This is a genomic window from Microbacterium sp. NPDC056736 (genome assembly GCF_042790415.1).
In the GTDB taxonomy this organism is placed as follows: Bacteria; Actinomycetota; Actinomycetes; order Actinomycetales; family Microbacteriaceae; genus Microbacterium.
The window spans coordinates 253,758-280,640 of sequence record NZ_JBHTZE010000002.1 but is presented as its reverse complement, the minus strand read 5'-3'; the positions used below and the strand labels follow the sequence as shown (position 1 = coordinate 280,640).

At 70.4% G+C, this 26,883-nt stretch carries 30 protein-coding genes and 1 tRNA gene; 18 read left to right on the top strand and 13 right to left on the bottom strand.

The genetic code is table 11. The features are described from left to right. Nucleotides 1–87 precede the first annotated feature (87 nt). A tRNA-Leu gene (locus ACFRAL_RS05865) sits at nucleotides 88–170 on the bottom strand. A 46-nt stretch (nucleotides 171–216) separates the two neighbouring features. Here ACFRAL_RS05865 and ACFRAL_RS05860 point away from each other — a divergent pair. Next, nucleotides 217–840 (top strand): response regulator, encoded by a 624-nt coding sequence (locus tag ACFRAL_RS05860; RefSeq protein WP_336397949.1) that lies wholly within the window; start codon nucleotides 217–219, stop codon nucleotides 838–840. 59 nt (nucleotides 841–899) lie between these two features. Here ACFRAL_RS05860 and ACFRAL_RS05855 read toward each other — a convergent pair whose 3' ends face one another. Next, complete coding sequence (locus ACFRAL_RS05855) at nucleotides 900–1,331, bottom strand: hotdog fold thioesterase (protein WP_336397948.1); 432 nt, start codon at nucleotides 1,329–1,331, stop codon at nucleotides 900–902. A 79-nt stretch (nucleotides 1,332–1,410) separates the two neighbouring features. Between ACFRAL_RS05855 and polA the strand changes: the two genes are divergently transcribed. Then, a complete protein-coding gene (gene polA / locus ACFRAL_RS05850) occupies nucleotides 1,411–4,068 on the top strand; it encodes a DNA polymerase I (protein ID WP_378880747.1) in 2,658 nt (885 codons plus the stop codon). Nucleotides 4,069–4,142: 74 nt separating this feature from the next. Then, nucleotides 4,143–5,816 carry a DUF885 domain-containing protein gene (locus ACFRAL_RS05845; protein WP_378880746.1) on the top strand — a complete coding sequence of 558 codons (1,674 nt, stop codon included), beginning with the start codon at nucleotides 4,143–4,145 and terminating at the stop codon, nucleotides 5,814–5,816. Nucleotides 5,817–5,829: 13 nt separating this feature from the next. Here ACFRAL_RS05845 and ACFRAL_RS05840 read toward each other — a convergent pair whose 3' ends face one another. Beyond that, a complete protein-coding gene (locus tag ACFRAL_RS05840; protein WP_378880744.1) occupies nucleotides 5,830–6,486 on the bottom strand; it encodes a phosphoribosyltransferase in 657 nt (218 codons plus the stop codon). A gap of 89 nt (nucleotides 6,487–6,575) precedes the next feature. Between ACFRAL_RS05840 and ACFRAL_RS05835 the strand changes: the two genes are divergently transcribed. The 3 genes from ACFRAL_RS05835 to ACFRAL_RS05825 are packed head-to-tail and all read left to right on the top strand — an operon-like array spanning nucleotide 6,576 to nucleotide 9,795. Next, on the top strand, nucleotides 6,576–7,619 hold the full coding sequence (locus tag ACFRAL_RS05835) for an LLM class flavin-dependent oxidoreductase (RefSeq protein WP_378880741.1): 1,044 nt from the start codon (nucleotides 6,576–6,578) through the stop codon (nucleotides 7,617–7,619). Nucleotides 7,620–7,655: 36 nt separating this feature from the next. Continuing rightward, nucleotides 7,656–9,008: an MFS transporter gene (locus ACFRAL_RS05830; RefSeq protein ID WP_336397943.1), complete on the top strand. Its 1,353-nt coding sequence runs from the start codon at nucleotides 7,656–7,658 to the stop codon at nucleotides 9,006–9,008. A gap of 25 nt (nucleotides 9,009–9,033) precedes the next feature. After that, a complete protein-coding gene (locus ACFRAL_RS05825) occupies nucleotides 9,034–9,795 on the top strand; it encodes an SGNH/GDSL hydrolase family protein (RefSeq protein WP_378880738.1) in 762 nt (253 codons plus the stop codon). 30 nt (nucleotides 9,796–9,825) lie between these two features. Here the strand turns inward: ACFRAL_RS05825 and ACFRAL_RS05820 are convergent, their stop codons facing one another. Next, the gene (locus tag ACFRAL_RS05820) at nucleotides 9,826–10,395 is read right to left on the bottom strand and encodes a dihydrofolate reductase family protein (protein ID WP_336397941.1); all 570 of its coding nucleotides are present in this window, start codon (nucleotides 10,393–10,395) and stop codon (nucleotides 9,826–9,828) included. Nucleotides 10,396–10,488: 93 nt separating this feature from the next. Between ACFRAL_RS05820 and ACFRAL_RS05815 the strand changes: the two genes are divergently transcribed. Further along, entirely contained in the window at nucleotides 10,489–10,866 is a 378-nt protein-coding gene (locus tag ACFRAL_RS05815; protein WP_336397940.1) for a metalloregulator ArsR/SmtB family transcription factor, read from the top strand. After that, the gene (locus ACFRAL_RS05810; protein WP_336397939.1) at nucleotides 10,859–11,305 is read left to right on the top strand and encodes an SRPBCC domain-containing protein; all 447 of its coding nucleotides are present in this window, start codon (nucleotides 10,859–10,861) and stop codon (nucleotides 11,303–11,305) included. Before ACFRAL_RS05815 ends, ACFRAL_RS05810 begins: the two co-directional genes overlap by 8 nt. Before the next feature lie 30 nt (nucleotides 11,306–11,335). On the opposite strand, the gene ACFRAL_RS05805 is transcribed toward ACFRAL_RS05810, so the two are convergent. Further along, nucleotides 11,336–12,625, bottom strand: a complete 1,290-nt coding sequence (locus ACFRAL_RS05805) for a nitrate/nitrite transporter (protein ID WP_378881298.1) — start codon at nucleotides 12,623–12,625, stop codon at nucleotides 11,336–11,338. A gap of 211 nt (nucleotides 12,626–12,836) precedes the next feature. Here ACFRAL_RS05805 and ACFRAL_RS05800 point away from each other — a divergent pair, with 211 nt between their 5' ends. Further along, the gene (locus ACFRAL_RS05800; RefSeq protein WP_336397938.1) at nucleotides 12,837–13,100 is read left to right on the top strand and encodes a DUF6458 family protein; all 264 of its coding nucleotides are present in this window, start codon (nucleotides 12,837–12,839) and stop codon (nucleotides 13,098–13,100) included. A 108-nt stretch (nucleotides 13,101–13,208) separates the two neighbouring features. Here the strand turns inward: ACFRAL_RS05800 and ACFRAL_RS05795 are convergent, their stop codons facing one another. Continuing rightward, nucleotides 13,209–13,706, bottom strand: coding sequence for a hypothetical protein (locus tag ACFRAL_RS05795; RefSeq protein WP_378880733.1), 498 nt, complete (start codon nucleotides 13,704–13,706; stop codon nucleotides 13,209–13,211). 227 nt (nucleotides 13,707–13,933) lie between these two features. Here ACFRAL_RS05795 and ACFRAL_RS05790 point away from each other — a divergent pair, with 227 nt between their 5' ends. From ACFRAL_RS05790 to ACFRAL_RS05780, 3 genes are all read left to right on the top strand, one after another. Beyond that, complete coding sequence (locus tag ACFRAL_RS05790) at nucleotides 13,934–14,161, top strand: hypothetical protein (protein WP_378880730.1); 228 nt, start codon at nucleotides 13,934–13,936, stop codon at nucleotides 14,159–14,161. 623 nt (nucleotides 14,162–14,784) lie between these two features. Then, the gene (locus ACFRAL_RS05785) at nucleotides 14,785–15,114 is read left to right on the top strand and encodes a hypothetical protein (protein ID WP_378880727.1); all 330 of its coding nucleotides are present in this window, start codon (nucleotides 14,785–14,787) and stop codon (nucleotides 15,112–15,114) included. A gap of 115 nt (nucleotides 15,115–15,229) precedes the next feature. After that, on the top strand, nucleotides 15,230–15,610 hold the full coding sequence (locus tag ACFRAL_RS05780; protein WP_378880724.1) for a nitroreductase family deazaflavin-dependent oxidoreductase: 381 nt from the start codon (nucleotides 15,230–15,232) through the stop codon (nucleotides 15,608–15,610). 284 nt (nucleotides 15,611–15,894) lie between these two features. Here ACFRAL_RS05780 and ACFRAL_RS05775 read toward each other — a convergent pair whose 3' ends face one another. Next, on the bottom strand, nucleotides 15,895–16,344 hold the full coding sequence (locus ACFRAL_RS05775; RefSeq protein WP_378880721.1) for a pyridoxamine 5'-phosphate oxidase family protein: 450 nt from the start codon (nucleotides 16,342–16,344) through the stop codon (nucleotides 15,895–15,897). An 88-nt stretch (nucleotides 16,345–16,432) separates the two neighbouring features. Here ACFRAL_RS05775 and ACFRAL_RS05770 point away from each other — a divergent pair, with 88 nt between their 5' ends. Continuing rightward, nucleotides 16,433–17,353, top strand: a complete 921-nt coding sequence (locus ACFRAL_RS05770; RefSeq protein ID WP_336397931.1) for an AEC family transporter — start codon at nucleotides 16,433–16,435, stop codon at nucleotides 17,351–17,353. 11 nt (nucleotides 17,354–17,364) lie between these two features. Here ACFRAL_RS05770 and ACFRAL_RS05765 read toward each other — a convergent pair whose 3' ends face one another. From ACFRAL_RS05765 to ACFRAL_RS05755, 3 genes are read right to left on the bottom strand one after another with little or no spacing between them, the layout of a single operon-like run. Beyond that, on the bottom strand, nucleotides 17,365–17,634 hold the full coding sequence (locus ACFRAL_RS05765) for a DUF6510 family protein (protein ID WP_378881296.1): 270 nt from the start codon (nucleotides 17,632–17,634) through the stop codon (nucleotides 17,365–17,367). Beyond that, on the bottom strand, nucleotides 17,634–18,359 hold the full coding sequence (locus ACFRAL_RS05760; protein ID WP_336398059.1) for a ferredoxin reductase: 726 nt from the start codon (nucleotides 18,357–18,359) through the stop codon (nucleotides 17,634–17,636). Before ACFRAL_RS05760 ends, ACFRAL_RS05765 begins: the two co-directional genes overlap by 1 nt. Next, on the bottom strand, nucleotides 18,356–18,949 hold the full coding sequence (locus ACFRAL_RS05755; RefSeq protein WP_336397929.1) for a sulfite oxidase-like oxidoreductase: 594 nt from the start codon (nucleotides 18,947–18,949) through the stop codon (nucleotides 18,356–18,358). Before ACFRAL_RS05755 ends, ACFRAL_RS05760 begins: the two co-directional genes overlap by 4 nt. A gap of 184 nt (nucleotides 18,950–19,133) precedes the next feature. On the opposite strand from ACFRAL_RS05755, the gene ACFRAL_RS05750 reads away from it, so the two are divergent. Then, entirely contained in the window at nucleotides 19,134–19,691 is a 558-nt protein-coding gene (locus tag ACFRAL_RS05750) for a DUF308 domain-containing protein (protein ID WP_336397928.1), read from the top strand. Between the two features lie 57 nt (nucleotides 19,692–19,748). Here the strand turns inward: ACFRAL_RS05750 and ACFRAL_RS05745 are convergent, their stop codons facing one another. After that, entirely contained in the window at nucleotides 19,749–21,725 is a 1,977-nt protein-coding gene (locus ACFRAL_RS05745; protein ID WP_378880716.1) for a S9 family peptidase, read from the bottom strand. Between the two features lie 3 nt (nucleotides 21,726–21,728). Further along, on the bottom strand, nucleotides 21,729–22,502 hold the full coding sequence (locus ACFRAL_RS05740; protein ID WP_336397926.1) for an SDR family oxidoreductase: 774 nt from the start codon (nucleotides 22,500–22,502) through the stop codon (nucleotides 21,729–21,731). Between the two features lie 44 nt (nucleotides 22,503–22,546). Between ACFRAL_RS05740 and ACFRAL_RS05735 the strand changes: the two genes are divergently transcribed. From ACFRAL_RS05735 to ACFRAL_RS05720, 4 genes are all read left to right on the top strand, one after another. Next, nucleotides 22,547–23,041 (top strand): NfeD family protein, encoded by a 495-nt coding sequence (locus tag ACFRAL_RS05735; protein WP_378880713.1) that lies wholly within the window; start codon nucleotides 22,547–22,549, stop codon nucleotides 23,039–23,041. Then, the gene (locus ACFRAL_RS05730; RefSeq protein WP_336397924.1) at nucleotides 23,038–24,021 is read left to right on the top strand and encodes an SPFH domain-containing protein; all 984 of its coding nucleotides are present in this window, start codon (nucleotides 23,038–23,040) and stop codon (nucleotides 24,019–24,021) included. Before ACFRAL_RS05735 ends, ACFRAL_RS05730 begins: the two co-directional genes overlap by 4 nt. Continuing rightward, on the top strand, nucleotides 24,018–24,794 hold the full coding sequence (locus ACFRAL_RS05725) for a glycerophosphodiester phosphodiesterase family protein (RefSeq protein WP_336397923.1): 777 nt from the start codon (nucleotides 24,018–24,020) through the stop codon (nucleotides 24,792–24,794). Before ACFRAL_RS05730 ends, ACFRAL_RS05725 begins: the two co-directional genes overlap by 4 nt. 126 nt (nucleotides 24,795–24,920) lie before the next feature. Then, complete coding sequence (locus ACFRAL_RS05720) at nucleotides 24,921–25,301, top strand: RNA polymerase-binding protein RbpA (RefSeq protein WP_336397922.1); 381 nt, start codon at nucleotides 24,921–24,923, stop codon at nucleotides 25,299–25,301. Nucleotides 25,302–25,324: 23 nt separating this feature from the next. On the opposite strand, the gene lnt is transcribed toward ACFRAL_RS05720, so the two are convergent. Then, complete coding sequence (gene lnt / locus ACFRAL_RS05715) at nucleotides 25,325–26,881, bottom strand: apolipoprotein N-acyltransferase (protein WP_378880708.1); 1,557 nt, start codon at nucleotides 26,879–26,881, stop codon at nucleotides 25,325–25,327. Between the last annotated feature and the right edge of the window lie 2 nt (nucleotides 26,882–26,883).

The following is a 26,883-nucleotide window of genomic DNA, read 5'->3' as shown; positions in this document are numbered from 1 at the left end:
ACCGAATACCGAGAAGTCTCGGGTGCCGGAAACGCCGAAGAGCGGATGCCTCGAATCCGAGGCATCCGCTCTCCGCGACAGATGGGGTGCCGGTGGTGGGAGTCGAACCCACACGCCCTTGCGGGCAACCGAGTTTGAGTCGGTCGCGTCTGCCATTCCGCCACACCGGCCCGCGGGCATGCCGCGCGTCCGCGATTGACCATACCGTAGGATTCAATGGTGACTGAGCAGGAGCAGAACGCCGCCCCCACGGCCTCCACACCCCGTCGTGTCGTCGTCGCGGAGGATGAGTCGCTCATCCGCCTCGACATCGTCGAGATCCTCCGCGACAACGGGTTCGACGTCGTCGGCGAGGCAGGCGACGGCGAGACGGCCGTCCAGCTGGCGACCGAGCTGCGGCCGGACCTGGTGATCATGGACGTCAAGATGCCGCAACTCGACGGCATCTCCGCCGCCGAGAAGCTCAGCAAGAACCACATCGCCCCCGTGGTGCTGCTGACGGCCTTCAGCCAGAAGGAACTGGTCGAGCGCGCCAGCGAGGCCGGCGCGCTGGCGTACGTGGTGAAGCCGTTCACGCCGAACGACCTGCTTCCCGCCATCGAGATCGCCCTCGCCCGCTACGAGCAGATCATCACGCTCGAGGCTGAGGTCGCCGACATGGTCGAGCGCTTCGAGACCCGCAAGCTCGTCGATCGCGCCAAGGGCCTCCTCAACGAGAAGATGGGCCTGAGCGAGCCCGAGGCCTTCCGGTGGATCCAGAAGGCGTCGATGGACCGCCGCCTCACGATGCAGGACGTCGCCAAGGCGATCATCGAGCAGCTCGCGCCGAAGAAGGGCTGACCGCGCACGCTTTGCAGGAGCGGATGCCTCGATCGGGGCATCCGCTCTTCGCGTGAGGATCAGCGCTGCGGCCGCTGCGTGATGTGGTTCGTGATGCGCACCGTCGAGCAGCGGCGCCCCTGGTCGTCCGTGACCACGATCTCGTGGACAGTGATGCCGCGCCCGAGGTGGACGGGCGTGCACACTCCCGTGACGACCCCGGACGTGGCCGAGCGCGTGTGCGTGGCGTTGATGTCCACGCCGACGGCCAGACGTCCGGGCCCGGCATAGAGGTTCGCCGCCATCGAGCCGAGGGACTCGCCCAGCACCACATACGCACCGCCGTGCAGGAGCCCGACGGGCTGCGTGTTGCCCTCGACGGGCATGGTCGCCACCGCGCGCTCCACCGAGAACTCGGTGAAGACGATCCCCATCTTCTCGGCCAGCGCGCCCATGCCGCGATTCGCCGCCCACGCGAGTCCGTCGACGGCGGAGGGGGAGTGCTCGGGCATGGCAGGACTCTCGGTTCGGGCGGCGGGACGGGCGTTCCGCGCGGGAGGGACTGTCGCCGCCCCTGGCTAGGCTTGCAGGGTGACGGACACCGCAAAGCCTACCCTTCTCGTCGTCGACGGCCATTCGCTGGCGTACCGGGCCTTCTACGCCCTCCCGGTCGACAACTTCTCGACGAAGGACGGCCAGCACACCAACGGGATCTACGGATTCCTGGCGATGCTGATCAATCTCATCAAGGCGGAGAAGCCCACCCACCTCGCCGTCGCGTTCGACACGTCCCGGCAATCCTTCCGCACGCGGGAGTACAGCGAGTACAAGGCCAACCGCTCCGAAACGCCCAGCGAGTTCAAGGGCCAGATCCCGCTCCTGCAGGACTGCCTGGCGGCGATGAGCATCCGCACGCTCTCGCAGGAGGACATCGAAGCCGACGACATCCTGGCGACTCTCGCCACCCAGGGTGCGGCGCAGGGCTTCCAGGTCCTCGTCTGCTCCGGCGACCGGGACACCATCCAGTTGGTGAACGACGACATCACACTGCTGTACCCGAACGTGCAGGGCGTCTCGCAGCTCAAGCGCTACGACCGGGAGGCCGTCATCGAGCGCTACGGCGTGCCGCCCGAGCAGTATCCCGACATCGCCGCCCTCGTCGGCGAGACCAGCGACAACCTCCCCGGCGTTCCGAAGGTGGGCGAGAAGACCGCGGTGAAGTGGCTGACCCAGTTCGGCTCGCTCGACGCCCTGCTCGAGGGCGCGGATTCCATCAAGGGCGTCGTCGGCGGCAACCTGCGCGAGCACCTCGACGACGTGCGCCGCAACCGGCGCCTCAATCGCCTGCTGACAGACGTCGAGCTTCCGTTCGGTCCCGACGACCTCGAGGTGCAGCCGATGGACGCCCAGGCGGTGCGCGACATCTTCTCCCGGCTCGAGTTCAAGACGCTCATCCCGCGCGTCGCCGAGCTGGCCGGCATCGAGCAGCAGATGGCCGCGGTCACGTCGGCAGCGGCCGAGCTCGCCCCCGTCGCACAGGAGCTCTCGCCGACGGACTTCGCCGCCTGGCTCGCGGCCACCACGAGCGAGGTCGGCGTGACGGTCGTCGTCGAGGGCGGGCAGCCGGCGCGCATCGGGGCGGCGATCAGCGATGCCGCCGCCGAAGCGGCATGGACGCCCGAGCTGCAGGAGGCGCTGACCCCCTGGCTGACGTCCGACGAGCCGAAGGTCCTCGCCGACGCCAAGCCGCAGGTCAAGGCGCTCCGCCGCGCCGGACTGCGGCTGGGCGGGCTCGTCTTCGACGTCATCCTCGGCGGCTGGCTGCAGCGGCCCAGCCTCCCCGACAAGAACCTCGCCGACCTCGTCGACCGCTACCTCGACGAGCGACTGCCCGAGTCCGATCCCGCACAGCTCGTACCCGAGACGGAGGGCGCGACCACCGGGCAGCTGTCGTGGTACACGCTGCGCGTGGCCCGCGCCCTGCAGTCCGAGATGCCCCCGAGCGTCACGAAGGTGCTCACCGACATCGAGCTTCCGACCCTGCACACGCTCGCCGACATGGAGCTGGCAGGCGTCGCGGTCTCGCACGAGCGCCTCTCGGCCTTCTCCGGAGAGCTCGGCGCGCGCGCCGACGCCTTGGCTGCGCAGGCGTATGCGGCGATCGGCCGCGAGGTGAACCTCGGCTCGCCGAAGCAGCTGCAGGAGGTGCTCTTCGAAGAGCTGCAGCTGCCGAAGACCCGCAAGACGAAGACCGGATACTCCACGGACGCCGCGGTCCTCGCCGACCTGCAGGAGACCAACCCGCACCCGTTCCTGGACCTGCTGCTCCAGCACCGCGAGGCGACGAAGCTGCGCCAGATCATCGAGTCGCTCGACACGGCGATCGGCGCAGACCGCTCGGCGGGCGCCGACGGGCGCATCCACACCACGTACGTGCAGACCGGCAGCCAGACCGGCCGGCTGTCGAGCACCGACCCCAACCTGCAGAACATCCCGATCCGCACCGAAGAGAGCAGGCGCATCCGCTCCGCCTTCACGGTGGGCGAGGGATACGAGACGCTGCTGACCGCCGACTACTCGCAGATCGAGATGCGCATCATGGCGCACCTGTCGGAGGACCCCGGTCTGATCGAGGCCTTCAACTCGGGGGAGGACACCCACCGCTTCGTGGGCTCCCGGGTGTTCGGCGTCGCGCCCGAGGACGTCACCCCCGCCATGCGCACCAAGGTCAAGGCGATGTCGTACGGTCTCGTCTACGGCCTGTCCGCCTTCGGGCTCTCCAAGCAGCTGCGCATCGAACAGGCCGAGGCGAAGCAGCTGATGATGGAGTACTTCGCCCGTTTCGGCGCGGTGCGCGACTACCTGCGCTCGTCGGTCGAGCAGGCCCGGATCGACGGGTACACCGAGACGATCTTCGGCCGCCGTCGCCCGTTCCCCGATCTCTCCAGCCCCAACCGCGTGCTGCGCGAGAACGCCGAACGGGCGGCGCTCAACGCGCCCATCCAGGGCAGCGCCGCCGACATCATGAAGATCGCGCTGTTCCACATCCACGACGACTTCGCCGCCGAGGGTCTCACCTCACGGGTGCTGCTCCAGATCCACGACGAGCTCGTGATCGAGGTGGCGCCGGGGGAGTGGGAGGCGGCGGAGCGCATCGTCCGCTCGCGCATGGGCGACGCCGCGCAGCTCTCGGTGCCGCTCGACGTGCAGATCGGCCGCGGAGACGACTGGAACGCCGCCGGCCACTGAGCCTGCGCCGGGCGCGGGGAAGAGACTCGAAGTCCCGTTTGGCGGCACCACGTCTCGTCCCTAGGCTCGGAGCCATGACTGACGAAACCCGCACACCCACGCAGATCGACAAGATCGCAGATGCGTGGGTCGACACCCTCGCCGAGCTCGAACCGACGCTCGCGACGTACATCGGCCGCTCGGAGTACAACGACCGGTTCGGCGACTACAGCCCGCAGGGGCACGAGCGCCTGGTCGAAGAGGGCCGCAAGACCCTGACCGCGCTGCAGGCCGCCACACCGGCCGATGATGTGGACGCCGTCACCCAGGACGACCTCGCGCGCGAGATCCAGCTCGGACTGGACCTCCACGACGCGAAGTGGCACCTGCGCGACCTCAACGTCATCGCATCGCACGCGCAGAACATCCGCTCGGCGTTCGACCTCATGCCCACGGCGACGGCCGACGACTGGTCCGTCGTCGCCACGCGCCTCGGCGCGGTGCCCGGCGCCATCGACGGCTACGTCGCATCGCTGCGCGAGGGCATCGCCCAGGGCGTCGTGCCGGCCCGCCGCCAGGTGGTGGAGGTCGCGACGCAGATCGCCCGCTACACCGCCGACGGCGGCTTCTTCGCCACATTCGCGGCCGAAGCGGCCCCGGCGGAGGGCCAGCTGCCCGCGTCGCTCGCGCGAGAGGTCGCCGACAACGCCAACGCCGCCCGCGTCGCCTACGACGAACTCGCGTCGTTCCTCACCGCCGAGCTGGCGCCCGCGGCGACGGAGAAGGACGCCGTCGGCCGCGAGCTGTACGCGCTGCACTCCCGCCGGTTCCTGGGAGCGACCGTCGATCTCGACGAGACGTACGAGTGGGGCATCGAGGAGCTGGCCCGCATGGTCGCGGAGCAGGAGTCGATCGCGAACGAAATCAAGCCCGGGGCATCCGTCGAGGAGGCGGTGGCCTTCCTCGAGCAGGACGCCAGCCGCAAGCTCCACGGCACCGATGCGCTCCAGAAGTGGATGCAGGAGACCAGCGACCGCGCCGTCGCCGAGCTGGGCAGGACCCACTTCGACATCCCCGAGCCGATCCGCACGCTGGAGTGCATGATCGCGCCGACGAAGGAAGGCGGGATCTACTACACCGGCCCAACCGACGACTTCTCGCGGCCCGGCCGTATGTGGTGGTCGGTGCCGGAGGGCGTGGAGGAGTTCGACACCTGGCGCGAGCTCACGACGGTCTATCACGAGGGCGTCCCCGGTCACCACCTGCAGATCGCCCAAGCGGTCCACAACCGCGCGCAGCTCAACACGTATCGCCGGCTCCTGGCGGGGACGTCGGGCCACGCCGAGGGATGGGCGCTGTACGCCGAGCGCCTCATGGAGCAGCTGGGCTACCTCTCCGACCCCGCGGACCGGCTGGGCATGCTCGACGGCCAGCGCATGCGCGCCGCGCGCGTGGTGCTCGACATCGGCGTGCACCTCGAGAAGCAGCGCCCCGACGAGCAGGGACCGTGGGACGCGGACTTCGCGCTGGACTTCATGCTGCGCAACGTCAACATGCCCGAGGAGTTCGTGAAGTTCGAGGTCAACCGCTACCTCGGCTGGCCCGGCCAGGCGCCGTCCTACAAGGTCGGCCAGCGCATCTGGGAGCAGCTGCGCGACGACGTGGCCGAGCGCGAGGGCGACGCGTTCTCGATCAAGCAGTTCCACAAGCGGGCGCTCGACATCGGAGGCGTCGGACTCGACACGCTTCGCGCCGCGCTGTCCCGCTGACGTGCGACGAGGCTCAGCGATCGTCCTCAGCGCCGGTCGCTGAGCCTCCTCCGTCGCCGGCGAGCAGGGCGACGACCTCGGCGTCGGTCGTCTGGCCGAAGTCGTCGTAGTACTGACCCACGGCCCAGAAGTCCGCCTCGCGGTGCGGGCACACGAACTCGTCGACGGCATCCGCGGGCGCCCGCCACCGGTGCGGCGCGACGGGCACCGCGAGGACCACGCGCGCCGCGCCGCGCGCCCTGACCGCCCGGCAGGCGGCGACCGCGCTCGCGCCCGTCGCCACGCCGTCGTCCACGACGAGCGCCGTGCGGCCGGTCAGATCGACCGGACGCGAGCCGTAGGCATCCGTCCGCCGTTGCAGCTCCTCGCGTTCGGCCTCCTCGACGCGCTCGACGTCGCCCTCGGACATCCCCGCCCACCGGACCGCCCCGGGGGTGACGATCCTGACGCCCTCGGCGATGGCCCCGACGGCGAACTCCTCATGGCCGGCCGCCCCGAGCTTGCGCACCACGACGGCGTCGAGGGGGAGGCCGAGCTCCTGTGCCACGGCGGCGGCGACCACGACACCGCCGCGGGCGATGCCGAGCACGACGGCATCCGTTCCCCGCCACCGGCTGAGCGCGCCCGCCAGCTCCCGCCCGGCTGCCCGTCGATCCGCGAAGAGGGCCATGCCCCACACGCTACGCCCATGCGGTCTGCACGTCTCGGGAATGCCGCGCCGACCGGCAAGGTTCATGCAATCGCATAGAAGGAGACGCAATGACCTATGTCGACCCTGCCACCATCGAGCTCGGACTGGACACGTTCGGCGACGTGACCCGCGATGCGTCGGGCGAGCTGCTCAGCGACGCGCAGACCATCCGCAACGTCGTGGAGCAGGCCGTGCTCGCCGACCGCGTCGGACTGTCGTTCTTCGGGGTGGGGGAGCACCACCGCCGGGAGTTCGCCATCTCGAGCCCCGAGATCGTCCTGGCGGCAGCCGCCGCGCGCACGGAGCGGATCCACCTCGGCACCGCCGTCACCGTGCTCTCCAGCGACGACCCCGTGCGGGTCTTCGAGCGCTTCGCCACGCTCGATGCCGTCTCCCACGGCCGCGCCGAGGTGATCCTCGGCCGCGGGTCGTTCATCGAGTCGTTCCCGCTGTTCGGGTTCGACCTGCGCGACTACGAGGCCCTCTTCGACGAGAAGCTCGACCTCTTCTCGCAGCTGCTGACGGAGAAGCCGGTCACCTGGAGCGGCACGATGCGCGCTCCACTGGAGGGCGCCGACGTGTTCCCGAAGACCGAGAACGGGCTCCGGGCGTGGGTGGGCGTCGGCGGCACACCCGAGTCGGCGGTCCGCGCCGCGCGGTACGGCTACGGGCTCATGCTTGCGATCATCGGCGGCCCCGCCGCCCGCTTCCGGCCGTTCGCCGACCTGTACCGCCGGTCGCTCGAGACGTTCGATCAGCCGCAGCTGCCCGTGGGCGTGCACTCGCCCGGCCACATCGCCGAGACCGACCAGCAGGCCTGGGACGAGGCCTACGAGGGCTTCGAGGCGATGAACAACTCGATCGGACGGGAGCGCGGCTGGCCCACGTACAACCGGCTCCGCTTCCAGCACGATGTCGGGCCCGACGGCGCACTGTACGTCGGTTCGCCCGAGACGGTGGCCCGCAAGATCGCCGACACGGTGCGAACGCTCGGCGCGTCGCGGTTCGACATGAAGTTCTCCACCGGCATGCTGTCGCACGAGAAGATGATGCGCTCGATCGAGCTCTTCGGCACCGAGGTGGCCCCGCTCGTGCGCGACATGCTGTCGTGAGCCCCGCCGGGTGCGCGGCATCCGTAGCATGACGCTATGACGGATGCCGGAACCCGTATGTCGTCGACGCTCTCGCAGCGTCTCGACCGCCTCCCGTTCACCCGCGCGCACCTGCGCGTGCTCACCGGCTCGGGGGTCGGCTGGGCACTGGACGCGATGGACGTCGGTCTCATCTCGTTCGTGATCGCGGCCCTCGCCGCCCAGTGGAGCCTCCAGCCGAGCGAGACCGCGTGGATCGCGTCGATCGGGTTCGTGGGCATGGCCATCGGCGCGAGCGTCGGCGGCCTGCTGGCCGACCGCTTCGGCCGGCGGCAGGTGTTCGCCCTGACTCTGCTCGTCTACGGCGTGGCGACCGGCGCGAGCGCGCTCGTCGGCGGGCTGGCGGCTCTGCTCGTGCTGAGGTTCCTCGTCGGCCTCGGCCTCGGCGCCGAGCTCCCGGTGGCCAGCACCTACGTGAGCGAGTTCGCTCCCGCGCGCATCCGCGGGCGCCTGATCGTCATCCTGGAGGCGTTCTGGGCCGTCGGGTGGACGCTCGCTGCGCTGATCGGCTACTTCGTGATCCCGTCCTCCGAGAACGGCTGGCGCTGGGCGTTCGCACTGGGCGCCATCCCGGCCGTCTACGCGCTCGTCGTGCGCTGGGGGCTGCCGGAATCGGCGCGGTGGCTGGAGCGGCGCGGGAGGTTCACGCAGGCGGAGTCGGTCGTGCGCACCTTCGAGGAGGCGGCGGGCGTCACGGCGGCTCCGGCCGCCGGCAGGCCTGTCGCGTCACCGGCGAAGGCGACCTCCCTCGGGGAGCGGCTCGGTGCGCTGTGGTCGGCCGAGTTCCGCGTGCGCACGGCGTGCCTGTGGCTGGTGTGGTTCTGCGTCAACTTCTCGTACTACGGCGCGTTCATCTGGATCCCGTCGATCCTCGTCGCGCAGGGATACGACCTGGTGCGCTCGTTCGGCTTCACGCTCATCATCACGCTGGCGCAGCTGCCCGGCTACGCCGTCGCGGCCTGGCTGATCGAGGTCTGGGGCCGGCGGGCGACGCTCTCTGTGTTCCTCATCGGCTCCGCAGCATCGGCGGTCTTCTTCGGCACGGCCGGATCGCCGGGCGTGATCATCGCGGCCGGCATGGCGCTGTCGTTCTTCAATCTCGGGGCGTGGGGCGCGCTCTACGCGGTGAGCCCGGAGATGTACCCCACGTCGCTGCGCGCCACCGGCACGGGCTGGGCGGCCGGCGCCGGCCGCATCGCGTCCATCGTCGCGCCGCTCGTCGTGCCGCCGCTGCTGATGGCGGGCGGGGCGCCGACGCTGTTCGTGGTGTTCGCGGTGTTCTTCGCCGTCGCGGCCGCCGCGGCGTGGGGCCTCGTCGACCGGCGGGGGGCGGCGCTCGACGACCGGTGACCGGTGGCGGTCGTAGGCTGGGGTCGTGGCATCCGTTCGATACGTCGCCATCGGCGACTCCTTCACCGAGGGCGTGGGCGACGAGCTTCCCGACGGACGCGTGCGCGGCTGGGCGGACCTCGTGGCGCAGGGGTGGGCGGATGCCGCCGGCGAGGCGATCGACTACGCCAATCTGGCCATCCGGGGCAAGCTCGTGTGGCCGATCGTCGAGGAGCAGCTCGAGCCTGCTCTGGCTCTCAAGCCGACGCACCTGTCGTTCAACGGGGGCGGCAACGACATGCTGCGCCCGCGCACGAGCGTGGCACGGGTCGTGGAGGCGTTCGACACCGTCCTGCGTCGCTGCGACGAGGAGGGCGTGCAGCTCATCGTCCTGTCGGGCGCGAACCCGACGCGCCAGCTGCCGCTGCGACGCGTCATCCAGCGCCGGGGGGACCTGCTCTCGCACGCGGTCGAGGCGCGGCTGTCGACTCGGTCCGACATCGTCCGGGCTTACAACTGGTTCGACGAGGAGCTCGCGAGCCCGCCGTACTGGTCGGAGGACCGCCTCCACATGAACTCGCGCGGGCATCACCGCGTCGCGGCACGCGTGCTCGACGCCCTCGGACTCGAGGTGCCTGCCTCATGGTGGTCGCTCGATCCGCTGCCGGGCGCCGGCGCGCGCGGAGCGGCCTACTACCGTGACCACGTCGGGCCTTGGGTGCGGCGCCGGCTCACCGGAACCTCGTCGGGCGACGGCCGGACCGCCAAATTCGCTCAGTGGACCGCGTTCGCCCCCTCAGCCGCCTGACGCGGCCCCCGACCGGGCCGACTGCAGCCCTCAGCCCGGTTCGCCCTTCAGCCGGTAGGTGAGCTCGGCGAAGGCGCCGGCCTGGCGCGCGGAGAGCAGCTCGAGCCGATCGGCGCCGAGGCGGCGGGGGAGGAGCGGCTTGCCCGATGGGAGCGTGGCCGGCGCGACGGACACGCGGATCTCGTCGAGGAGCCCGGCATCGGCGAACTGTCCGGCGAGATCGCCCCCTCCCACGACCCACACATCGCGGTCGCCGGCGGCGTCGCGGATCTGCGGCCAGGCGTCACGCACGTCTCCGGCCGCGAAGCGGACGTCTGCCCCCGGGACCACCGGCAGCTCCCGCGTGGTGAAGACCCACGTGGGCCGCTCGCCGTAGTACGCCGGCCATTTCTCCGGATGCGCGACGAGGTCCTCGTGCTCGAGCACCCACCGGTAGGTCGACGACCCCTGCACGAGTACGCCGATGCCCGCGAGGAACCGCTGGAAGTCGGCGTCGCCGCCCTCGCCGCCCGGGGCGGCGAACAGCCACTCGAGCGAGTCGTCGTCGTCGGCCAGGAACCCGTTGAGGGTGGTCGCAGTGTAGAAGATGACGCGAGGCATGTCGTGACGGTATCGCGGGGGTACGACACCGGGTCTTGACGTTTGTTCAACCGATCGGTATTGTACCTACCGGTTGAACAAAGGAGGAGTCCCGTGGCCGACACCCTGAGCCGCACGTTCGCGGCTCTCGCCGACCCCACGCGTCGTGCCATCCTGGCGCGGCTCGCCGACGGGGAGGCGACGGTGGGCGAGCTCGCAGAGCCGTTCGACATGACGTTCGCCGCGATCTCGAAGCACCTCCGGGTGCTCGAGGGGGCGGGCCTCGTCACGCGGGGCCGTAACGCCCAGTACCGGCCCGCGCGGCTCGATGCACGACCCCTGGCCGCGGCATCCGACTGGATCGGCGGTTACGCGCGGTTCTGGGAGGACAGTCTGGGCGCACTCGACCACTACCTCAACGCCCTGCAGCAGCTGGGCGCCGCAGACGGCAGGGCCGTCGCATCCACCGAGAAGGAGAACGACCATGACTGAGTACTTCACCGTGACCCGCACCCTGCAGGCGCCGCGCGACCTCGTCTTCGAGGCCCTCACCAGGCCCGAGCACTTCGCCGTGTGGTTCGGCACCGCGGCGGTGGAGGTCCCGCAGGAGACGCTGACCATGGACGTGCGACCGGGTGGGGCCTTCCGCGCCGTCATGCATCTGCCGGACGGTGGTCTCATCCATTGGGCGGGCGAGTACCGGGTGGTCGAGCCGCCGTCGCACCTGGCCATGACGCTCACCGATCAGCCCGGCGACGACGCAGGCCTGCCCGTGCTGTTCGACCTGGAGGAGAGCGACGGCGCCACGGTCCTCACGATCCGCCAGGACCGGTCGGACTTCACCGACGAGCAGGTCGCGGCGACGATCGCCGGCTACAACGCGTTCGTCGACGACATCGAGCGCGTGCTGGAGCGCCTGCAGACCGCGTGACCACGCCGCGGTGTCGATCCGGATGCCGCGTCAGCGGCGCGGCCCGCGTGGCCGGCGGGGCGGATCCAGGCCGAGCCGGATGCGGGTGCGCTTGCGCTCGATCACGATGAACACGGCTCCGAGCAGCCACAGCGGCATCTGCGTCAGGAACGCGACGCGGAAGGCGTCCAAGCTGTAGGTGTCGGGCGTGCCGGCACCCTGCAGGTCGAGGGCGAGACCGATGAGGAGGATGGCGATCAGTGCCGCCAGGAACCCGCCGGCGTTCGTCACGCCCGTCGCGGTGCTGAGCCGGTGCGACGGGTTGTGGGTGCGGGCGTGGTCGAACGCGATCATCGAGGCGGGGCCGCCGGTCGCGAGCGCGACCGCGAGCACCAGGAGCAGCCACAGCGGCGCCGGCCCGGGGTAGGCGATGACCGCGAGCCACGCGAGCGCCTGCACGGCGACCGTGGGCAGCACGAGGGCCTGCGACCGCAGATGCGGGACGCGGCGGGACAGTTCGCCCATCACCGGCCCGAGCAGCATGCCGACCACGACGTAGAGCGACATGACCGAGGCCGCCTGGGCGGTGGTGAGGCCTTCGCCGGCGGTGAGGAAGGGCATTCCCCACAGCAGGACGAAAGCCGTCCCGGCGAACGGGGTGGTGAAGTGGGACCAGAACGCCAGCCGCGTGCCGGGGTGCGCCCACGCCGCGCGGATCCCGACGCCGGTGTCGACGGCGGAGGTCACGACCCGGATCGCTCCGGTGTCGGTGTCCACCGACACGTCGTCGTCGCGGTCGGGCGGATGGTTGCGGATGAGCAGGAACACCAGCACCGCGAACAGGATGCCGAGCCCGGCGATGCTGCCGAACGTGATGGTCCAGCTCGTCGCGTGGAGGAGAGCCGCCAGCGGCACCAGCGACACGAGCTGCCCGGACTGGCCGACGATACCGGTGAACTGCACCATGAGCGGTCCCCGCTGAGCGGGGAACCAGGTGGCGATGAGACGCAGCACCCCGGGGAAGATCGCCGCGTCGCCGGCTCCCAGAAGCATCCGCGCGAGGATCGCGATGCCGACGCTGGGGGAGAGGGCCATGGTGAGCTGCCCCACCGCCATCAGGATCATGCCGACCGTCATGATGGGCCGAGCGCCGTATCGGTCCAGCAGCACCCCGATGGGGATCTGCATCCCGCCGTACACCGCCAGCTGGACGACCGCGAACATCGACAGCGTCGCCGCGTCGGCGTCGAACCGGGCGGCCGCGTCGACGCCGACGGCGCTGAGGGAGGACCGGTTCGTGATCGCGAGCACATAGGCGGCCACCCCGACGGTCCAGATCACCCACGCGCGCAGCCCGGGCCCCGCCGCGGGAGGACGCGAGAGGCTGGGCACGATTCCACAGTAGCCGCCGGCATCCGCGGCTCTTTGAGTGCTCACGCGTCGTTTGTCAAGACCCTCCTCGCGCGGTGGCGACTGCGTCACGGTTGTCGAGGGACAACTCGTCCCACAGCAGGGGAGGGCCCATCGCCGCGCCCCGGAAAGGACACCTCGCATGAGTATCGGAGCTGGCATCGCCCTCTTCGCCATCGGAGCGATCCTCGCGTTCGCGGTGAACGTGGAGGTCGAATGGGTGAACCTCGACATGATCGGCTACATCCTGATGGCCGCAGGAGCCGTCATCTTCATCATCGGCCTCGTCCTCATGGCGCGCCGCCGCCGCTCGGACACCGTGACGCGCACCGCGGTGGACCCCGTCGCGAACGAGCGCGTGACGCGCCAGAGCACGGCTTCCACCGACGACGCCGCCGGACTCTGACGAACACACCTGACCGCGGGCGCTACGGCGCGCCCGCGGTCAGTGCCCTCCGCCCTCCGCGAGGACGACCTCTCGTAGTGCCCGGAGGCCCGCGACGCTCGAGAACGGCTATCCGCCCGGCATGCCGACGGCTGTGATGGTGTCGGGAAGGGTATCGCCGCTGTCCGGAACGACCCGCCGGAACTCGTCGTCCTGCCGGATATAGAGACCTGCGACTGCTCCGGTGACGAAGTACTGACCGCCGGCCTCTCCTGGCAGCATCGTCGGAGTCAGGAACAGCAAGTACTCCTCGCCCAGGCCGAGCGCCGGCGGAAGATCCTGTCGAACCTCGACGGTGTCGCCCACCGCGGCGGGCTCCGGGCGGTCAACGAGAGCGGCGCCCAGCTGCGGGTTGCTGGGCGCGTTGGTGACCTCGACGGAGGAGATGGTCGCACCGCCTTCCGTCGTCTGCGTCGACACTGTGCCCACGACGATCGACGAACTGTCAGCCGCGAGCGATTCGACGCTGTCGTACAGCGTGTGCCGGCTGCCCGAGCTCGTCTGGGAGCAACCGGCCAGAAGGCCGGCCACGACGATGCCGACCGCGAACAACCCGGCCGTCGTCAACCGCGGTCGCGTACCAGGCAATGCCACTCCTCTGTTCAGCTAAGGGTTGATCTGCAGAATTTCGCGACGTTGAACGTGACCGCGGCGAGACTCATAACGACGAACGTAATGGGACGAGGTGTTCCAAAGCCAGCGGGTCGCAGGACGAGGAGCGGCTGGAGCGTCGGCGTCCGACGCGGGGGAGGGACCGGCTTTCGGTCGGGTTCATCCGGTGCAATGGTGGCCGCATGGGAACCATCGAGTGGTGGGCGAAGGTGGACTCCGACGCCAAGGCGTGGCTCATTGCCCATAACGGCGAAGCGGTATCGTCCGAAGTGCTGAGCAAGATAGCGGCGGCAGGCGGCGCCGACACCTCGAGCGCATGGTGGGTCGGCGAGTCAGGACCTGACGGCATCTTTCTCTCGGATGAAGCCGTCGACTGGATCGAAGCAGCAGCGAACGACGAGTCCGGCTGAATCCCGCGCGGCGGAGGACCGGCGCGCGAACGCACGAGAGCGAGCTTCGAGAACGGGCAGCGATTGCACGCTGGCTGATGCGTGGGCGTCGACGCGATGACCGTCAGCATGTCGGCGACGCTGTGGCGGAACCCGGTGAACAAGTCCGACCCGGTGAACCTCGCGGACCTCGACGAGGCCACGCGCCGCGCGCTCGACGAGGTGCCGCCCTGGCCGCGCCCGGCCTGGTTGGTCGAGTCCGTCGAGCGGATGCGGTATCCGATGCTCTGGGAGGCGGTGCAGACGACCTGGCATCGTGAGGAGACCGAGCGCAGCACCCTCGATTCGTTGCTGGTGCAGCACACGAATCACATCCTCATGAACCAGTTCCGTGAGCAACTCGGGCTTCGTCTATGCAGTGGGTGCAAAGCTCCCCGGCGGCGGCGCCCTTACCGCCGTCGTTCCGCGAGATCACCTTCCGTTTCTCACGCTGGCGTTCGTGCGGCGCCCCCGCTGACATACACGTCCCGCACAGCGCCGCCCGCAGGGCGATCCGCTGCGTACCGCGCGACTGAAGGCAGGCGAGGACCGTCTAACGCCCGTCGTGATTGAATCCTCTTCATCCCAGAGTGTTGGATGGTCTCATGAATTCGGCGGAGATGGACCGGCACATTCCGTTTCCATTCCCCGGAGGCGCGTTCCCGGCAACGTTGGGTGCCGTCGTTCAACTTACGGTGTTGCATCAGGTTGAACCCGCGCGGCTTGTCGTCCATGACATCGACGGGGACTGGGCGATCGGCGATGGCGTGAACGACCCCAACCTCCCTGACGCTTGCGTTGCCACACACATCGCGCACGCGCTGACACTCGATCCCACGTTGGCCGCCCTGGCCACGCTTCCGCCCGGACATATGGCTGAACGCGCGAGCCCCGCTGATGAATGGCAGATTTCCGCCCACAGTTACGACCTGTAATGCCCGTGCCGACTCACGTGGCTTTGCTGCAGGGAACGTTGGCCATCAGCGTTGCGCGCGGAATATCTCACCGGTCGTGTGGAATGTGTGCAGCAGCGAGATTGCTTCACCAGGTGTGGACAACGACGTCAGCACCGCTCTGCACCGAAGTCAGCTCATCGACTTGACGACGACCGGTCGCCGTAGCGGGCTACCGCGCCGCATCGAGATCTTCCTGCACGACGAGGACGGCGTGCTGTTCATCACCGGGATGCCGCGTCGAGACCGCGCAAGGGACTGGATACACAACGTCACCGCAGACCCCAACGTCATCGTGCATCTGAAGACAGACATCGAGGCCGACGTTCCTGCCACGGCGCGGGTGATCACCGATCCCCGCGAAGCACGGCCGCTCATCGAGGCCGCCGCACGCCGATGGCGCAGAGACGATGTCGACGAGATGATCGCGCACAGTCCGCTCATCGTGCTGACTCCGGCTGCCGCGCCCGCCGTCTGACCGCATCCCGAGGCACTGGCCGCGGCCCCCGGCGCGAAGGGGAGATGCGGCGATCACCGTGACGCTCGAAACTGCCGGAGCCGAGATGGGCAGTGACATCGCCGTCACGCCTGACAGCGACATGGACGCACTCCGCGACCATCGCCGACGCACCGACGAGTGGGCTCGTCCGGCGCCAACCAAACGAGGTCGAGGGGAGAGGCCAATTCGAATCAGACGCGATGAGGTCGTCCTGAACTGACATAATGTGCATTATCGGCGCTCAGTCGACCAGCGCGCCGGCCTCAGACGAGCCACTCGCCATTCCGCATCAGCAGGCGGCCTGCGAGCTCATTCGACTCGCGCCAGGCCTGGATGCGGACAGGACGCAGCACGAGGAAGACGTAGGCGGCCAGTCCGCGCGGATCCCAGTCGGCCTGCGCGGCGTACGCCGCGCCGATGCGCGCGTCGTCGTCGACGCCGAGCGACCGCTCGAGCGCGACGTCGATGATCGCGACGTCACGCGTCGGCCCCAGGGCGAGCCGTGCGACGTTCGACGCGGCGAGGTTCCGCGCCGTCACGGATGCGCCCTCGAGGGCGATGACGGCGCGCTCGTCGATCCACGCGAGCGACAGCGGCACCAGATACGGCGTCGCGTCCGCGGACGCAGTGGCCACCCAGACGTCGGCGGCCGGAGCGGTCAGCGCGGCGAGCAGGTCGGCCTTGCGCGCGGCACGGTCGCGGGGCTGCGGCATCCATCGCTCCTTCGTCTCGGCGGGTGCCAGTCTGACAGACCGTGACGAGCGATTCGGAGCGACAGAACGTTGTCCCTAAGCTCGGAGCGTGCTGGAATCGCTCACCGGGTTCGTCGTGGTGGGCGTCGCGATCCTCGTCGGGTGGATCCTTGGACGCATCGACCTCCTCGGCGAGCACGCCCGGCCGGTGCTGGCGCGCCTGACGTTCTTCGTGCTGTCGCCCTTCCTGCTGTTCGTCGTGCTCGCCCAGGCGGACGTGCGAACGCTGTTCTCGGCGCTGCTGCCGGTGTCCGCGATCGCCGCGGTCGCCGTGATCCTGGTGTACGCCGTGGTCGCCCGCCTCGCCTGGAGGCGCTCGGTCGGCGAGACGGTCATCGGCGCCCTGAGCGCCGGGCAGGTGAACTCCAACAACATCGGCATCCCGCTGTCGCTGTACCTGCTGGGCAGCGCCGCGTATCCCGCCCCCGTGATCCTCATGCAGCTGCTGGTGTTCACGCCCATCACGATGGCGATCCTGGATGCCGTCACCACCGCCCGCGCCTCGCTCTGGCGGGCCGTCGCCCGCGTGGTCACCAACCCCATCGTCGTGGGATCGGTGCTCGGCACGCTCGTGTCGGTGCTGGGGGTCGACCTGCCGCCGATCGTCATGGAGCCGGCGGTGCTCATCGCGAACGCCTGCGTCCCGATCCTCCTGATCGCGTACGGCATCTCGCTGCACGGCCAGCGCGTCCTCGGTCCGTCCGGACGCCGCCAGGACATCGTGCTGGCGACCGTGCTCAAGCTCGTGGCGATGCCGATCGTCGCGTGGGCCGTGGCGGAGTTCGTGTTCGGCCTCAGTGCCCACGACGTGCTCGTGGTGACGGTGCTGGCCGCTCTCCCGACCGCGCAGAACGTGTTCAACTACTCGCAGCGATACGACGTCGGCGAGACCATCTCGCGCGACACGGTGTTCCTCACCACGATCGGGTGCGTCCCCGTCCTGATCCTGGTGACGCTGCTGCTCGGGTGAACGGTCGCCGGCTACACCCGCATGAGTTCGCGCAGCGCACCGATCACGACTCTGGCGCCGTGCTCGTCGCGCAGCACCGTGATGAGGGTGTGCGTGCATCCGCGGCACCGCACGATCGCGGCCGTCTCGTCGAGCTCCACGATCGCCTCGGCCATCGGCGCGGCCGCGCCGCACCCTCCGCAGACTCCGATGAGCGCGGTGACGTCAGCGCCGAACACGTCCCACAGCATCCCCGCGGCGGCATTGCCGTCCACGGTGCTCGTGGCGATATCTGCCCGCATCACGCACCTCCGAAGCGCTCGGTCCTGATCCGCGCCGGCGGATGACCCAGCTCGACCAGCGCGTCGGCGACGTGCTCGACGAAACCCGTCGGACCGCAGACGTACACGATCGGCTCCCGTCCAGGGTCCCACGTCGACTCGCGCAGCGCATCGAGGTCGACCCGTCCCACCGCCGCGCCCCACCCGGGCGGCGCGGAGCGGGTGTAGCGCCAGGCGACCGCCACTCCCCCGTCCGCCGCGCCGCGCTCCAGCTCATCGCGATATATCGCGTCCTCGGCACGGCGCACGGAGTACAGCAGGCGAACGGATGCCGCGGCTCCGGCATCCGTCGCCGCCCTCGCGATCGCCATCAGCGGCACGATGCCCGAGCCGCCGGCGATCAGCTGCACGAGCCCCTCTCCCCCGGGCCGCCAGACGAAATAGCCGCCCAGCGGTCCCTTCACCTCGAGCTCGTCGCCGGGGAGCACATCGCGCACCAGATAGGGCGAGACCTCGCCGTCGGGGATCTCGTCGACCGCCAGCTCGATGGTGTCCGAGGCGCCGTACGACCCCAGCGAGTACGAGCGCTCGGCCTGATAGCCGTCCTCGGCGGTCAGGCGGACGTCCACGTGCTGGCCGGCCACGCTCCCCGGCCAGCCGGGCACCGCGAGCCGGAGGATCCGCGCCGAGCGTGTCACCGGAACGGCGTCGACGACCCGTGCCGGACGCCAGTCCCCGACCGTCACCAATACCGCTCCTCGGTCCACGGGTCGCCGTGCATGTTGTAGCCGTTCTGCTCCCAGAAGCCGGGCGCGTCGTCGTCCATGAGCGTCAGCCCGCGCACCCACTTCGCGCTCTTCCAGAAGTACAGATGGGGAACCAGCAGACGCGCCGGACCCCCATGCTCCGGATCCAGCGGCTCACCCTCGAACTCGAACGCGACCCACGCCCGGCCGTCGCGCAGCTCGTCGAGCGGGATGTTCGTGGTGTACCCGCCATACGAGTGCGCCATCGCGTAGCCGGCGTCCGTGTCGACGCCCTCGAGCAGCGTGTCGAGCGAGACGCCCCGCCACGAGGTGCCGAGCTTGGACCAGCGGGTGACGCAGTGGATGTCGGTGTGCACATCCTCGATCGGGAGGGCCAGGAACTCCTCCCACGTCCAGGAGACCACGCCGCCGGCCTCGTCGCGGATGCCGAAGCGCCACTCCCCCGTGTCGACGCGCGGTGTCGGCCCCGCCGACAGCACCGGGAAGTCCTCCGTCAGATACTGCCCCGGCGGAAGGCGCGGATCGCTCTCGCGACGGCGTGCGCCGAAGCCCCTCGAGATGACGGCCATTCCAGCTCCCTCCGACGGCTCGCCCGGCGCATCGCCATCGCGGGGCGACGCACGCTCACGGTAGCGCGGAGAGCTGCCGCCGGGCGAGCACTGTCACGACACACGAACGATGTTGCGCCGGAGTTCGACATGAGGTCTAAGCTTTAGCCGCACCACGTACAGGAAACTTTCAGAAAGGCCGCACATGTCCACTGCATCCGAGGCCGAGAAGTCGGCCGTCAACGGGATCCGCACGGCGCTCGGGATCGGCGGTGTCCTCGCCGTCATCGTCGGCATCCTGGTCCTGGTCTGGCCGGGCAAGACCGCCGCCGTCGTCACCGCGATCATCGCGATCTACGCGATCGCCGCCGGCCTCGTCTACGCCGGTCTGGGGATCTTCTCCAAGACCAAGGGCGGTTGGGCGCGCGTCGGGCACATCGTGCTCGGCATCCTGTTCATCATCGCGGGCATCGTCGCGCTGCTGAACCTCGGACAGGCCACCGCCTGGCTCGCCCTGTTCCTCGGCATCCTCGTCGGCATCATGTGGATCGTCGAGGGCATCGTCGCACTGTCCACCCTCGGCGACGCCGCATCCAAGGTGTGGTCGGTCATCTTCGCCATCCTGAGCATCATCGCGGGCATCATCCTGCTCTTCTCGCCCATCTGGGGCGCCGCCGTGCTGTGGTGGCTGCTCGGGATCGCGCTGATCGTGCTCGGCATCATCAACATCGTCCGCGCCTTCACCTTCAAGGGCGACCTCTGATCAGGCACTGACGACGACGGCCCCGGGAGCGATCGCTCCCGGGGCCGTCCGCGACGATCAGGTCACCGGCAGGTGACGCCGCCACCAGTCCAGCACGGCATCGAAGCGCTCGACCCGGTGGCGCGGCTGACCCGAGCGGGTGAGCTCGTGATCCTCACCGGGGAAAACCAGCAGCTCAGCCTCGGTGCCCTGGCGCTTGAGCGCGGAGTAGTAGCGGGTGGCCTGCTCGAGCGGGCAGCGGAAGTCCAGCTCCGAATGCATCACCAGCGTCGGGGTGGTGACCTGGCCGACCACCGCCATCGGGCTCTGCCGGGCGATGTCGTCGGGCGAGACGCCGACGTACTCGTCGCCGAAGAACGACCCGATGTCGCTCGTGCCCTGGAAGGAGACCGGCTCGAGGAACCCGCGCTCGACGATGGCCCCGGCGAACCGGTGGTCGTGCGCGATCACCCACGCCGTGAGATAGCCGCCGTACGAGCCGCCCTGCACGCCGACGCGGCCGCCGTCCAGGCGATCGTCATCGGCGATCGCTCCCTCGAGGAAGTCGATCACGTCGGCGAAGTCCACCGTCCCCATCTGCTGACGGATGCTTCGCCCGTGCGCGCGCCCGTAGCCCGCCGAGCCGCGGGGGTTGCAGTAGACCACCGCGTAGCCGGCGTCGACGAGCACCTGCGTCTCGTCGAACAGGTGCACCCCGTACGCCGCGAACGGCCCGCCGTGGATCTGGAGGATCACCGGGAACGGACCCTCGCCCTCGGGCGTCGCCACCCAGCCGTGCACGGGGTAGCCGTCGCGGCCGGTCACGGTGAGCTCCCGGGGCAGGACGATGCCGGATGCCGCAGCCGCTGCACCGAATGCCGTGAGCGTCCGCGGCTCGTCGCCGACGAGCACCAGCTCGCCGAAGGAATCGGGCCGCGACACCGCGGCGACCACCTGGCCGCCGACGGCGGCGTGCCCGCCGACCTCGACGTCGCCGCCGAGCACCTCGGCGATGACCCCCTCGCGGGAGATGCGCAGCAGCCGGACGCGGCCGCGCGTGGTGTCCTGGGCGAGGAAGTCGGCGTCGACGGCGGTGAGATGCCCCTCGCCGAGGTGGATCGTCTCCGCGTCGGTGAGGCGCCGCGGACCGGTGTCCTCGAGGAGGAAGACCCCGACGCCGGGGGCGACGAAGTCGAGACCATCGCCGACCTCGTGGGCGAGGATGCCGATGGCGCCGTCTCCGGCGACCGCGACGTCGAGCACCGAGAGCCCCGCGTCTGCGCCGAGCACCTCGCGGACGCCCGATCCGTCGAGCGCGACGGCGACGAGACGGCTGCGCAGATCGCGGCGCTCCGTCTCGATCTCATCGGGCACCGTGAGCAGCTCGCGGCCGTCCGCCGTGAACACGATCCTGCTGTGCGACGTCGGCCCCGAGGTGAGCGCCCGTGCCTCGGCCGCGAGGACCCGCTTGCGGACAGGCTCGGCGTCGTCGGCGCGCACGGCTGCCGCAGGCTCATAGAACGGTTCGCTGTCGGGCTGCGGCGCCGCGACCACGAACAGGTGCGCGGGGCGGTCGGCGGCGTAGCCCAGGCCGTTCGCGTGCCAGCGGACGCCGGTGATCCGGCGCGGCGCCTCGGCGTGGGGCTCCAGACCCTCGACGCTCCCGTACCGCCCCTTCTCGGGCACGCGCGCGAGGAACGCGATCGTGGCGCCGTCCGGCGACCACGCGAACTGCTCCACCCCGAGAGGGGCGTCGGTCGCCTGCACGGGCTCCCCGCCGCTCGCCGCGACGACGTGCACCTGCGGCTTGCGCGCGCCGTCCGCGCGCAGGAACGCCAGCTGAGAGCCGTCCGGCGAGAGCCGGGGCGCGGTGTCGGCGGTGCCCCGGGTCAGCCGACGCGGTGTGCCGCCCGGCAGCTCGACGCGCCACACCTGGCCGACGGTCCGGTTGGCGTCGAGGTCGGGCCGCGAGGTCGCGAAGACGGCGAAGGAGCCGTCAGCGGCGACATCCGGACGCCCGACCGAGATGAGGGTCTCGATGTCGCGAGCCTGCACCGATCACTCCCCCGCGAACGACGACGTGTCGCCGATGAGACGCGTGTTGCCTGACGGCACCGGCTCGACGGCCGCGGCGGCGACCTCGGCGGCGAACTCCGACACGTTGTAGAGCTTGCCCGCGTCCTCGCGGCGCGCCGCGATGGCGCCGGGGTTGGCCCGTTCGAGCAGCGTGGCCGTGATGGTGCCCTCGATCATGTCGCCGGAGACGACGACGAACTCCACCCCGCGTTCCGTGAGGGCAGGGATGCGCTCGCGCAGGGCGTCCTCGCCGGCCCGCTTGGACAGCGCGACGGGCTCGTACTCGGGCATCGTCGGCGTGGTGCGGATGAAGTGCGCCTGGTGGCTGGTGACGAAGACCACCCGCGAGCCTTCGCGCAGCACCGGCAGCGCGGTCTCGAGCACGCGCACCTGCGCGTCCCGGTTGAGCTGCAGGGCGTAGTCCTCTGCCATGCCGGACTCCATGCCGCCCGATGCGTTGAGCACGAGGATGTCGAGGCCTCCGAACGCGGCGGCGACCTCGTCGAACATCGCCTGCACCGACTCCGCGTCGGTCAGGTCGGCGCCCACGACGAGCACCTCGACGCCGAGCTCGCGCAGCTCCGTCGCGAGCTTCTCGGCCCGCGGGGCCTTGTTGCGGTAGTTGATGACGACGTTCGCGCCGCCCTGCGCGAGGTACCGCGCGGTGTCGGCGCCGATGCCGCGCGACGAGCCGGTCACGAGCGCGGTCCTGCCGCTCAGGGCACCGGCGGGAATCGGGGTGGGTGTCTCAGTCACACAGCGACCCTACCTGCTAGGTTCGAGGCAAGAGGAGGCGCACCGTGGAGCTCATCCAGACCGTCGAGCAGTGGGCGTGGATCGGCTGGCTCGTCTTGATCCTCGTCTTCCTCGTCATCGAGATGCTCACGCTCGATTTCACCTTCCTGATGCTCGGCATCGGCGGCCTGGCAGGGCTGGTCGCCGACATCCTCGGAGCACCGATCTGGCTCCAGGTCATCATCGCCGCCGGCGTCGCCGCCGTCCTCGTGCTGCTCCTGCGGCCGCCGCTGCTGCGGCGCCTGCGACGCGGCGAGGACCCCACGCCGTCCAACGTCGACGCCCTCATCGGCATCGGCGGCACCGTCGTCTCGTCGGTCGGCGCCCACGGCGGCCAGGTGAAGCTCGCGAACGGCGACGTCTGGACCGCACGCACCGAGGCGGGCGACCTCGACCCGGGCACGCGGGTCCGCGTCAGCCGCATCGACGGCGCCACCGCGGTCGTCCGCTCCGACTCCCCCGAACCTCTCGCCCCCGCTCAGGAAGACCCCTACGCATGAACGACTTCGCCGCGGCCGTCCCCGCCGCGATCGGCTGGCTCCTCGCGATCGCGGTCTTCATCTTCGTGCTGGTCGTGATCGTCCGGTCGATCCGGATAATCCCGCAGGCCAACGCCGGGATCGTCGAGCGCCTGGGCCGGTACCACAAGACCCTCATGCCCGGCCTGAACCTCCTGGTGCCGTTCATCGACCGGCTGCGTCCGCTCATCGACATGCGCGAGCAGGTCGTGTCGTTCCCGCCGCAGCCCGTGATCACCGAGGACAACCTGGTGGTGTCCATCGACACCGTGGTCTACTTCCAGGTCACCGACGCCCGCGCCGCGACGTACGAGATCGCGAACTATCTCGGCGCCGTCGAGCAGCTGACGACGACCACCCTGCGCAACGTCGTCGGCGGGCTCAACCTCGAAGAAGCGCTCACCAGCCGCGACAACATCAACGGACAGCTGCGCGTGGTGCTCGACGAGGCGACCGGCAAGTGGGGCATCCGCGTCTCCCGTGTCGAGCTGAAGGCCATCGACCCGCCGCACTCGATCCAGGACTCGATGGAGAAGCAGATGCGCGCCGAGCGGGAGCGTCGCGCGACGATCCTCACCGCCGAGGGCTCGAAGCAGTCCCAGATCCTCGAGGCCGAGGGCCGCCGGCAGGCCGAGATCCTCAAGGCCGAGGGCGACAAGCAGGCGGCGGTCCTGCGCGCGCAGGGCGAGGCCGAGGCGATCCAGACGGTCTTCGACGCCATCCACTCCGGCAACCCCGACGACAAGCTGCTGGCCTACCAGTACCTGCAGACGCTGCCAAAGATCGCCGACAGCGCCTCGAGCAAGCTGTGGATCATCCCGAGCGAGTTCACCGATGCCCTCAAGGGGCTGAGCGGCTCCTTCGCCGGTGCGGTGACGGATGCCTCGGCCCGCGGCCGTGCGCAGTCCTCGGGTCCCGCCCTCGGCGGCCACACCACGCCGGGCGCCCCTCCGGCTCCGTGACCCACCCGTGGTTCCAGGGCGTCGCCCGACCCCGGGTGCTCGCCCACCGCGGACTGGTGACCTCGTCCGATGCCCGCGACGGCATCGTCGAGAACTCGTTCGCCGCCGTCGCCCACGCCCACTCCGCCGGGATCCGGTACGTCGAATCGGACTGCCATCGCACCGCCGACGGTGTCGTCGTGCTGTTCCACGACGACGACCTGTCGCGCGTGACCGGCGATCCGCGGAAGATCGCCGACGTCACGGTTCACGAGCTGGAGCAGCTCATGACCGGGCGCGGCGGCCTCGTCACGCTCGCACAGGCGCTCGACGCCTTCCCCACCCTCCGGTTCAACCTCGACGTGAAGGCGGCGGATGCCGCGGCCGACGTCGGCGCGACGGTGGCGGTGCATGGCGGGCGGGTGCTCGTGACGAGCTTCTCGGATCAGCGCCGGACCGCGGCGCTGGAGGCCGCGGCGACCGCGAGACGCGGCATCCGTCCTGCCACCTCCGCCGGCAGGAGCACGATCGCGAAAGTGCTCGCGGCCGCCTCGGCCCGCTCGGATCGCCTGCTGGCCAGGGCCCTCGCCGGCGTCGACGCACTGCAGGTGCCCGAGCGGCAGGGACGCCTGCGCGTCGTCACGCCGCGCCTGATCGCCGCCGCCCACCGGCACGGGGTCGAAGTGCACGTGTGGACGGTGAACGACCCTGAGGAGATGCGCAGGCTGGTCGCGATGGGCGTCGACGGCATCGTCACCGACCGCGCCGACGTCGCGCTCGAGGTTCTCGGATAGCACGCCCCGACGAAGGCAGGCAGACGCCCCTGTGCATCGACTGTGAAAGGTCGATGAACAGCCCCCCTTCGGATGATCCGCACAGGTCGTTTCGTTATACCTGTACAGCGACGAGAGGACCACACAATGGCAGACCGCAGTCTGCGCGGCATCCGACTCGGCGCCCAGAGCCTACAGAGCGAAGAGGGCGTCGTGTTCCATGAGCGCGCACAGCACATCTACACCTGCACCGCCTGCGGGCGTGACACCACCCTGACCTTCGCGGCCGACGCCGAGGTGCCCCCGGCCTGGGAGTGCCGCACGTGCGGCGCCGAGGCTCTCCTCCGCGTCGGAGAGGGCACCGCGACCGTCGACCACTCGGGCGACAAGACGCCGCGGAGCCACTGGGACATGCTGCTGGAGCGTCGCACCATCCCGGAGCTCGAAGAGCTCCTCGAGGAGCGCCTCGCCTACCTCCGCGCCCGCCGCGGCGGAGACCAGGCGAACTCCGACAAGCTCAGCGCCTGACGCACGTCCGCGCGACGCCGGCCCTACGGGGCCGGCGTTTTCGCGTTCCGGCGCCGACGCGCGACGACTCCGATGCCCGCCAGCAGCGCCACGCTGCCCCATGACAGCAGCGCGTTCACCCAGCCGCCCGCGATCACCGCCGGCGTCAGGCCGGTGCGCAGCGGGACGTCGGTGAGCATGTGGCCGGGCTCGTCTGCGGGCAGACCCTCGATCGTCGACCCGTCCGGCGCGATCACCTGGCTGGTTCCGACGGTCGAGAGGTTCACCACGGAGCGGCCGGTCTCGATCGCGCGCAGCCGCGCGACCGCCAGCTGCTGCAGGTTCTCGTCGGTCCCCCGGAAGTCGGCGTTGTTCGTCTGGAAGAGGTACACGCGCGCCCCTTCGCGCGCACCCTCCCACACCAGCGCGTCGTAGATGACGTCGAAGCAGATCGCGAGCCCCGCCAGGGTCCCGTCGATGTCGAACACCGGCGGAGTCGTGCCGGGGGTGTAGTCCCGGCCGATCATGCCGATGAGGTCGGGAGCGATCGCCGCGTAGAACGCCCGATCCGGCACGTACTCGCCGAACGGGACCGGGTTGCGCTTGTCGTACGTCTGCTCGATGCCGTCTCGCCACAGGAACGACATGTTGAAGTACTCGTCGCCCCGCTGATCGATCCGGTTCGCGACGAGCGGCGCCCCGACCTCGCGGACGACGCGGTCCAACGCCGCCGCCGCGGCCGGTGAGCCGTCCGGGTCGACGTCCACACTGCCCTCGGGCCAAAGCACGACGTCGACGTCCTCGGCGCCGAAGAGCGGGAGGGTGGCCTCGTACTGCGACTCGAGCACATCCCCGGCCTGCCGGTCGTCGAAGTACCCCGCCGGCCCGTTGCCCTGCACGCCGGCGACGCGGAGGGAGCCGGCGGGCGTCGTCGCCCACGCCGGCACCAGCAGGAGCGCCGTCGCGACGACGGCGAGGACGGCGACGGGGAGGAGACCGCGAACGCCGTTTCCGCGATCGCGGCGCGGGGCGCGCACCAGTTCGATGCCGACCGCGACCAGTCCCACCACGATGAAGGTCACGCCCGCGGTGCCGATCCACGAGACCAGCTCTGCGAAGGGGCCGCTCACCTGGGACGTCCCCACGCGACCCCACGGGAAGCCGCCGTACGGGAACCCGCCGTTGACGGCCTCGCGCGCCGTCCACAGGCCCGCCACGAGCCCCGACGTGAGCATCACGCGCCCCCTCCGGGACGTCGCCCGCGGCACCCACCGGTACGCCAGCGCGATGAGCGCGGCACCCCCGGCGACGAAGGCGGCCTCGAGCACCGAGAGCGCGATCCACGGCAGGGGTCCCACCCACTCGGCGGTGAAGTCCACGTTCAGCAGGTAGAACGCGAGCCCGAACGCCATCCCGACGACGAGCGCACTGCCGACCCGCCTGCCGATGAGGCTGACCAGCGCCAGCGCGACGGCGGCGAAGGCCATGGGCCACCACCCGACGGACGGGAACGACACGTCCAGCAGCACGCCGCCGAGCACCGAGGCCGGGATCGCGGCCCACAGCGGCAGCAGCGGGCGTGTCGCGGGGGCAGGTGGCACGC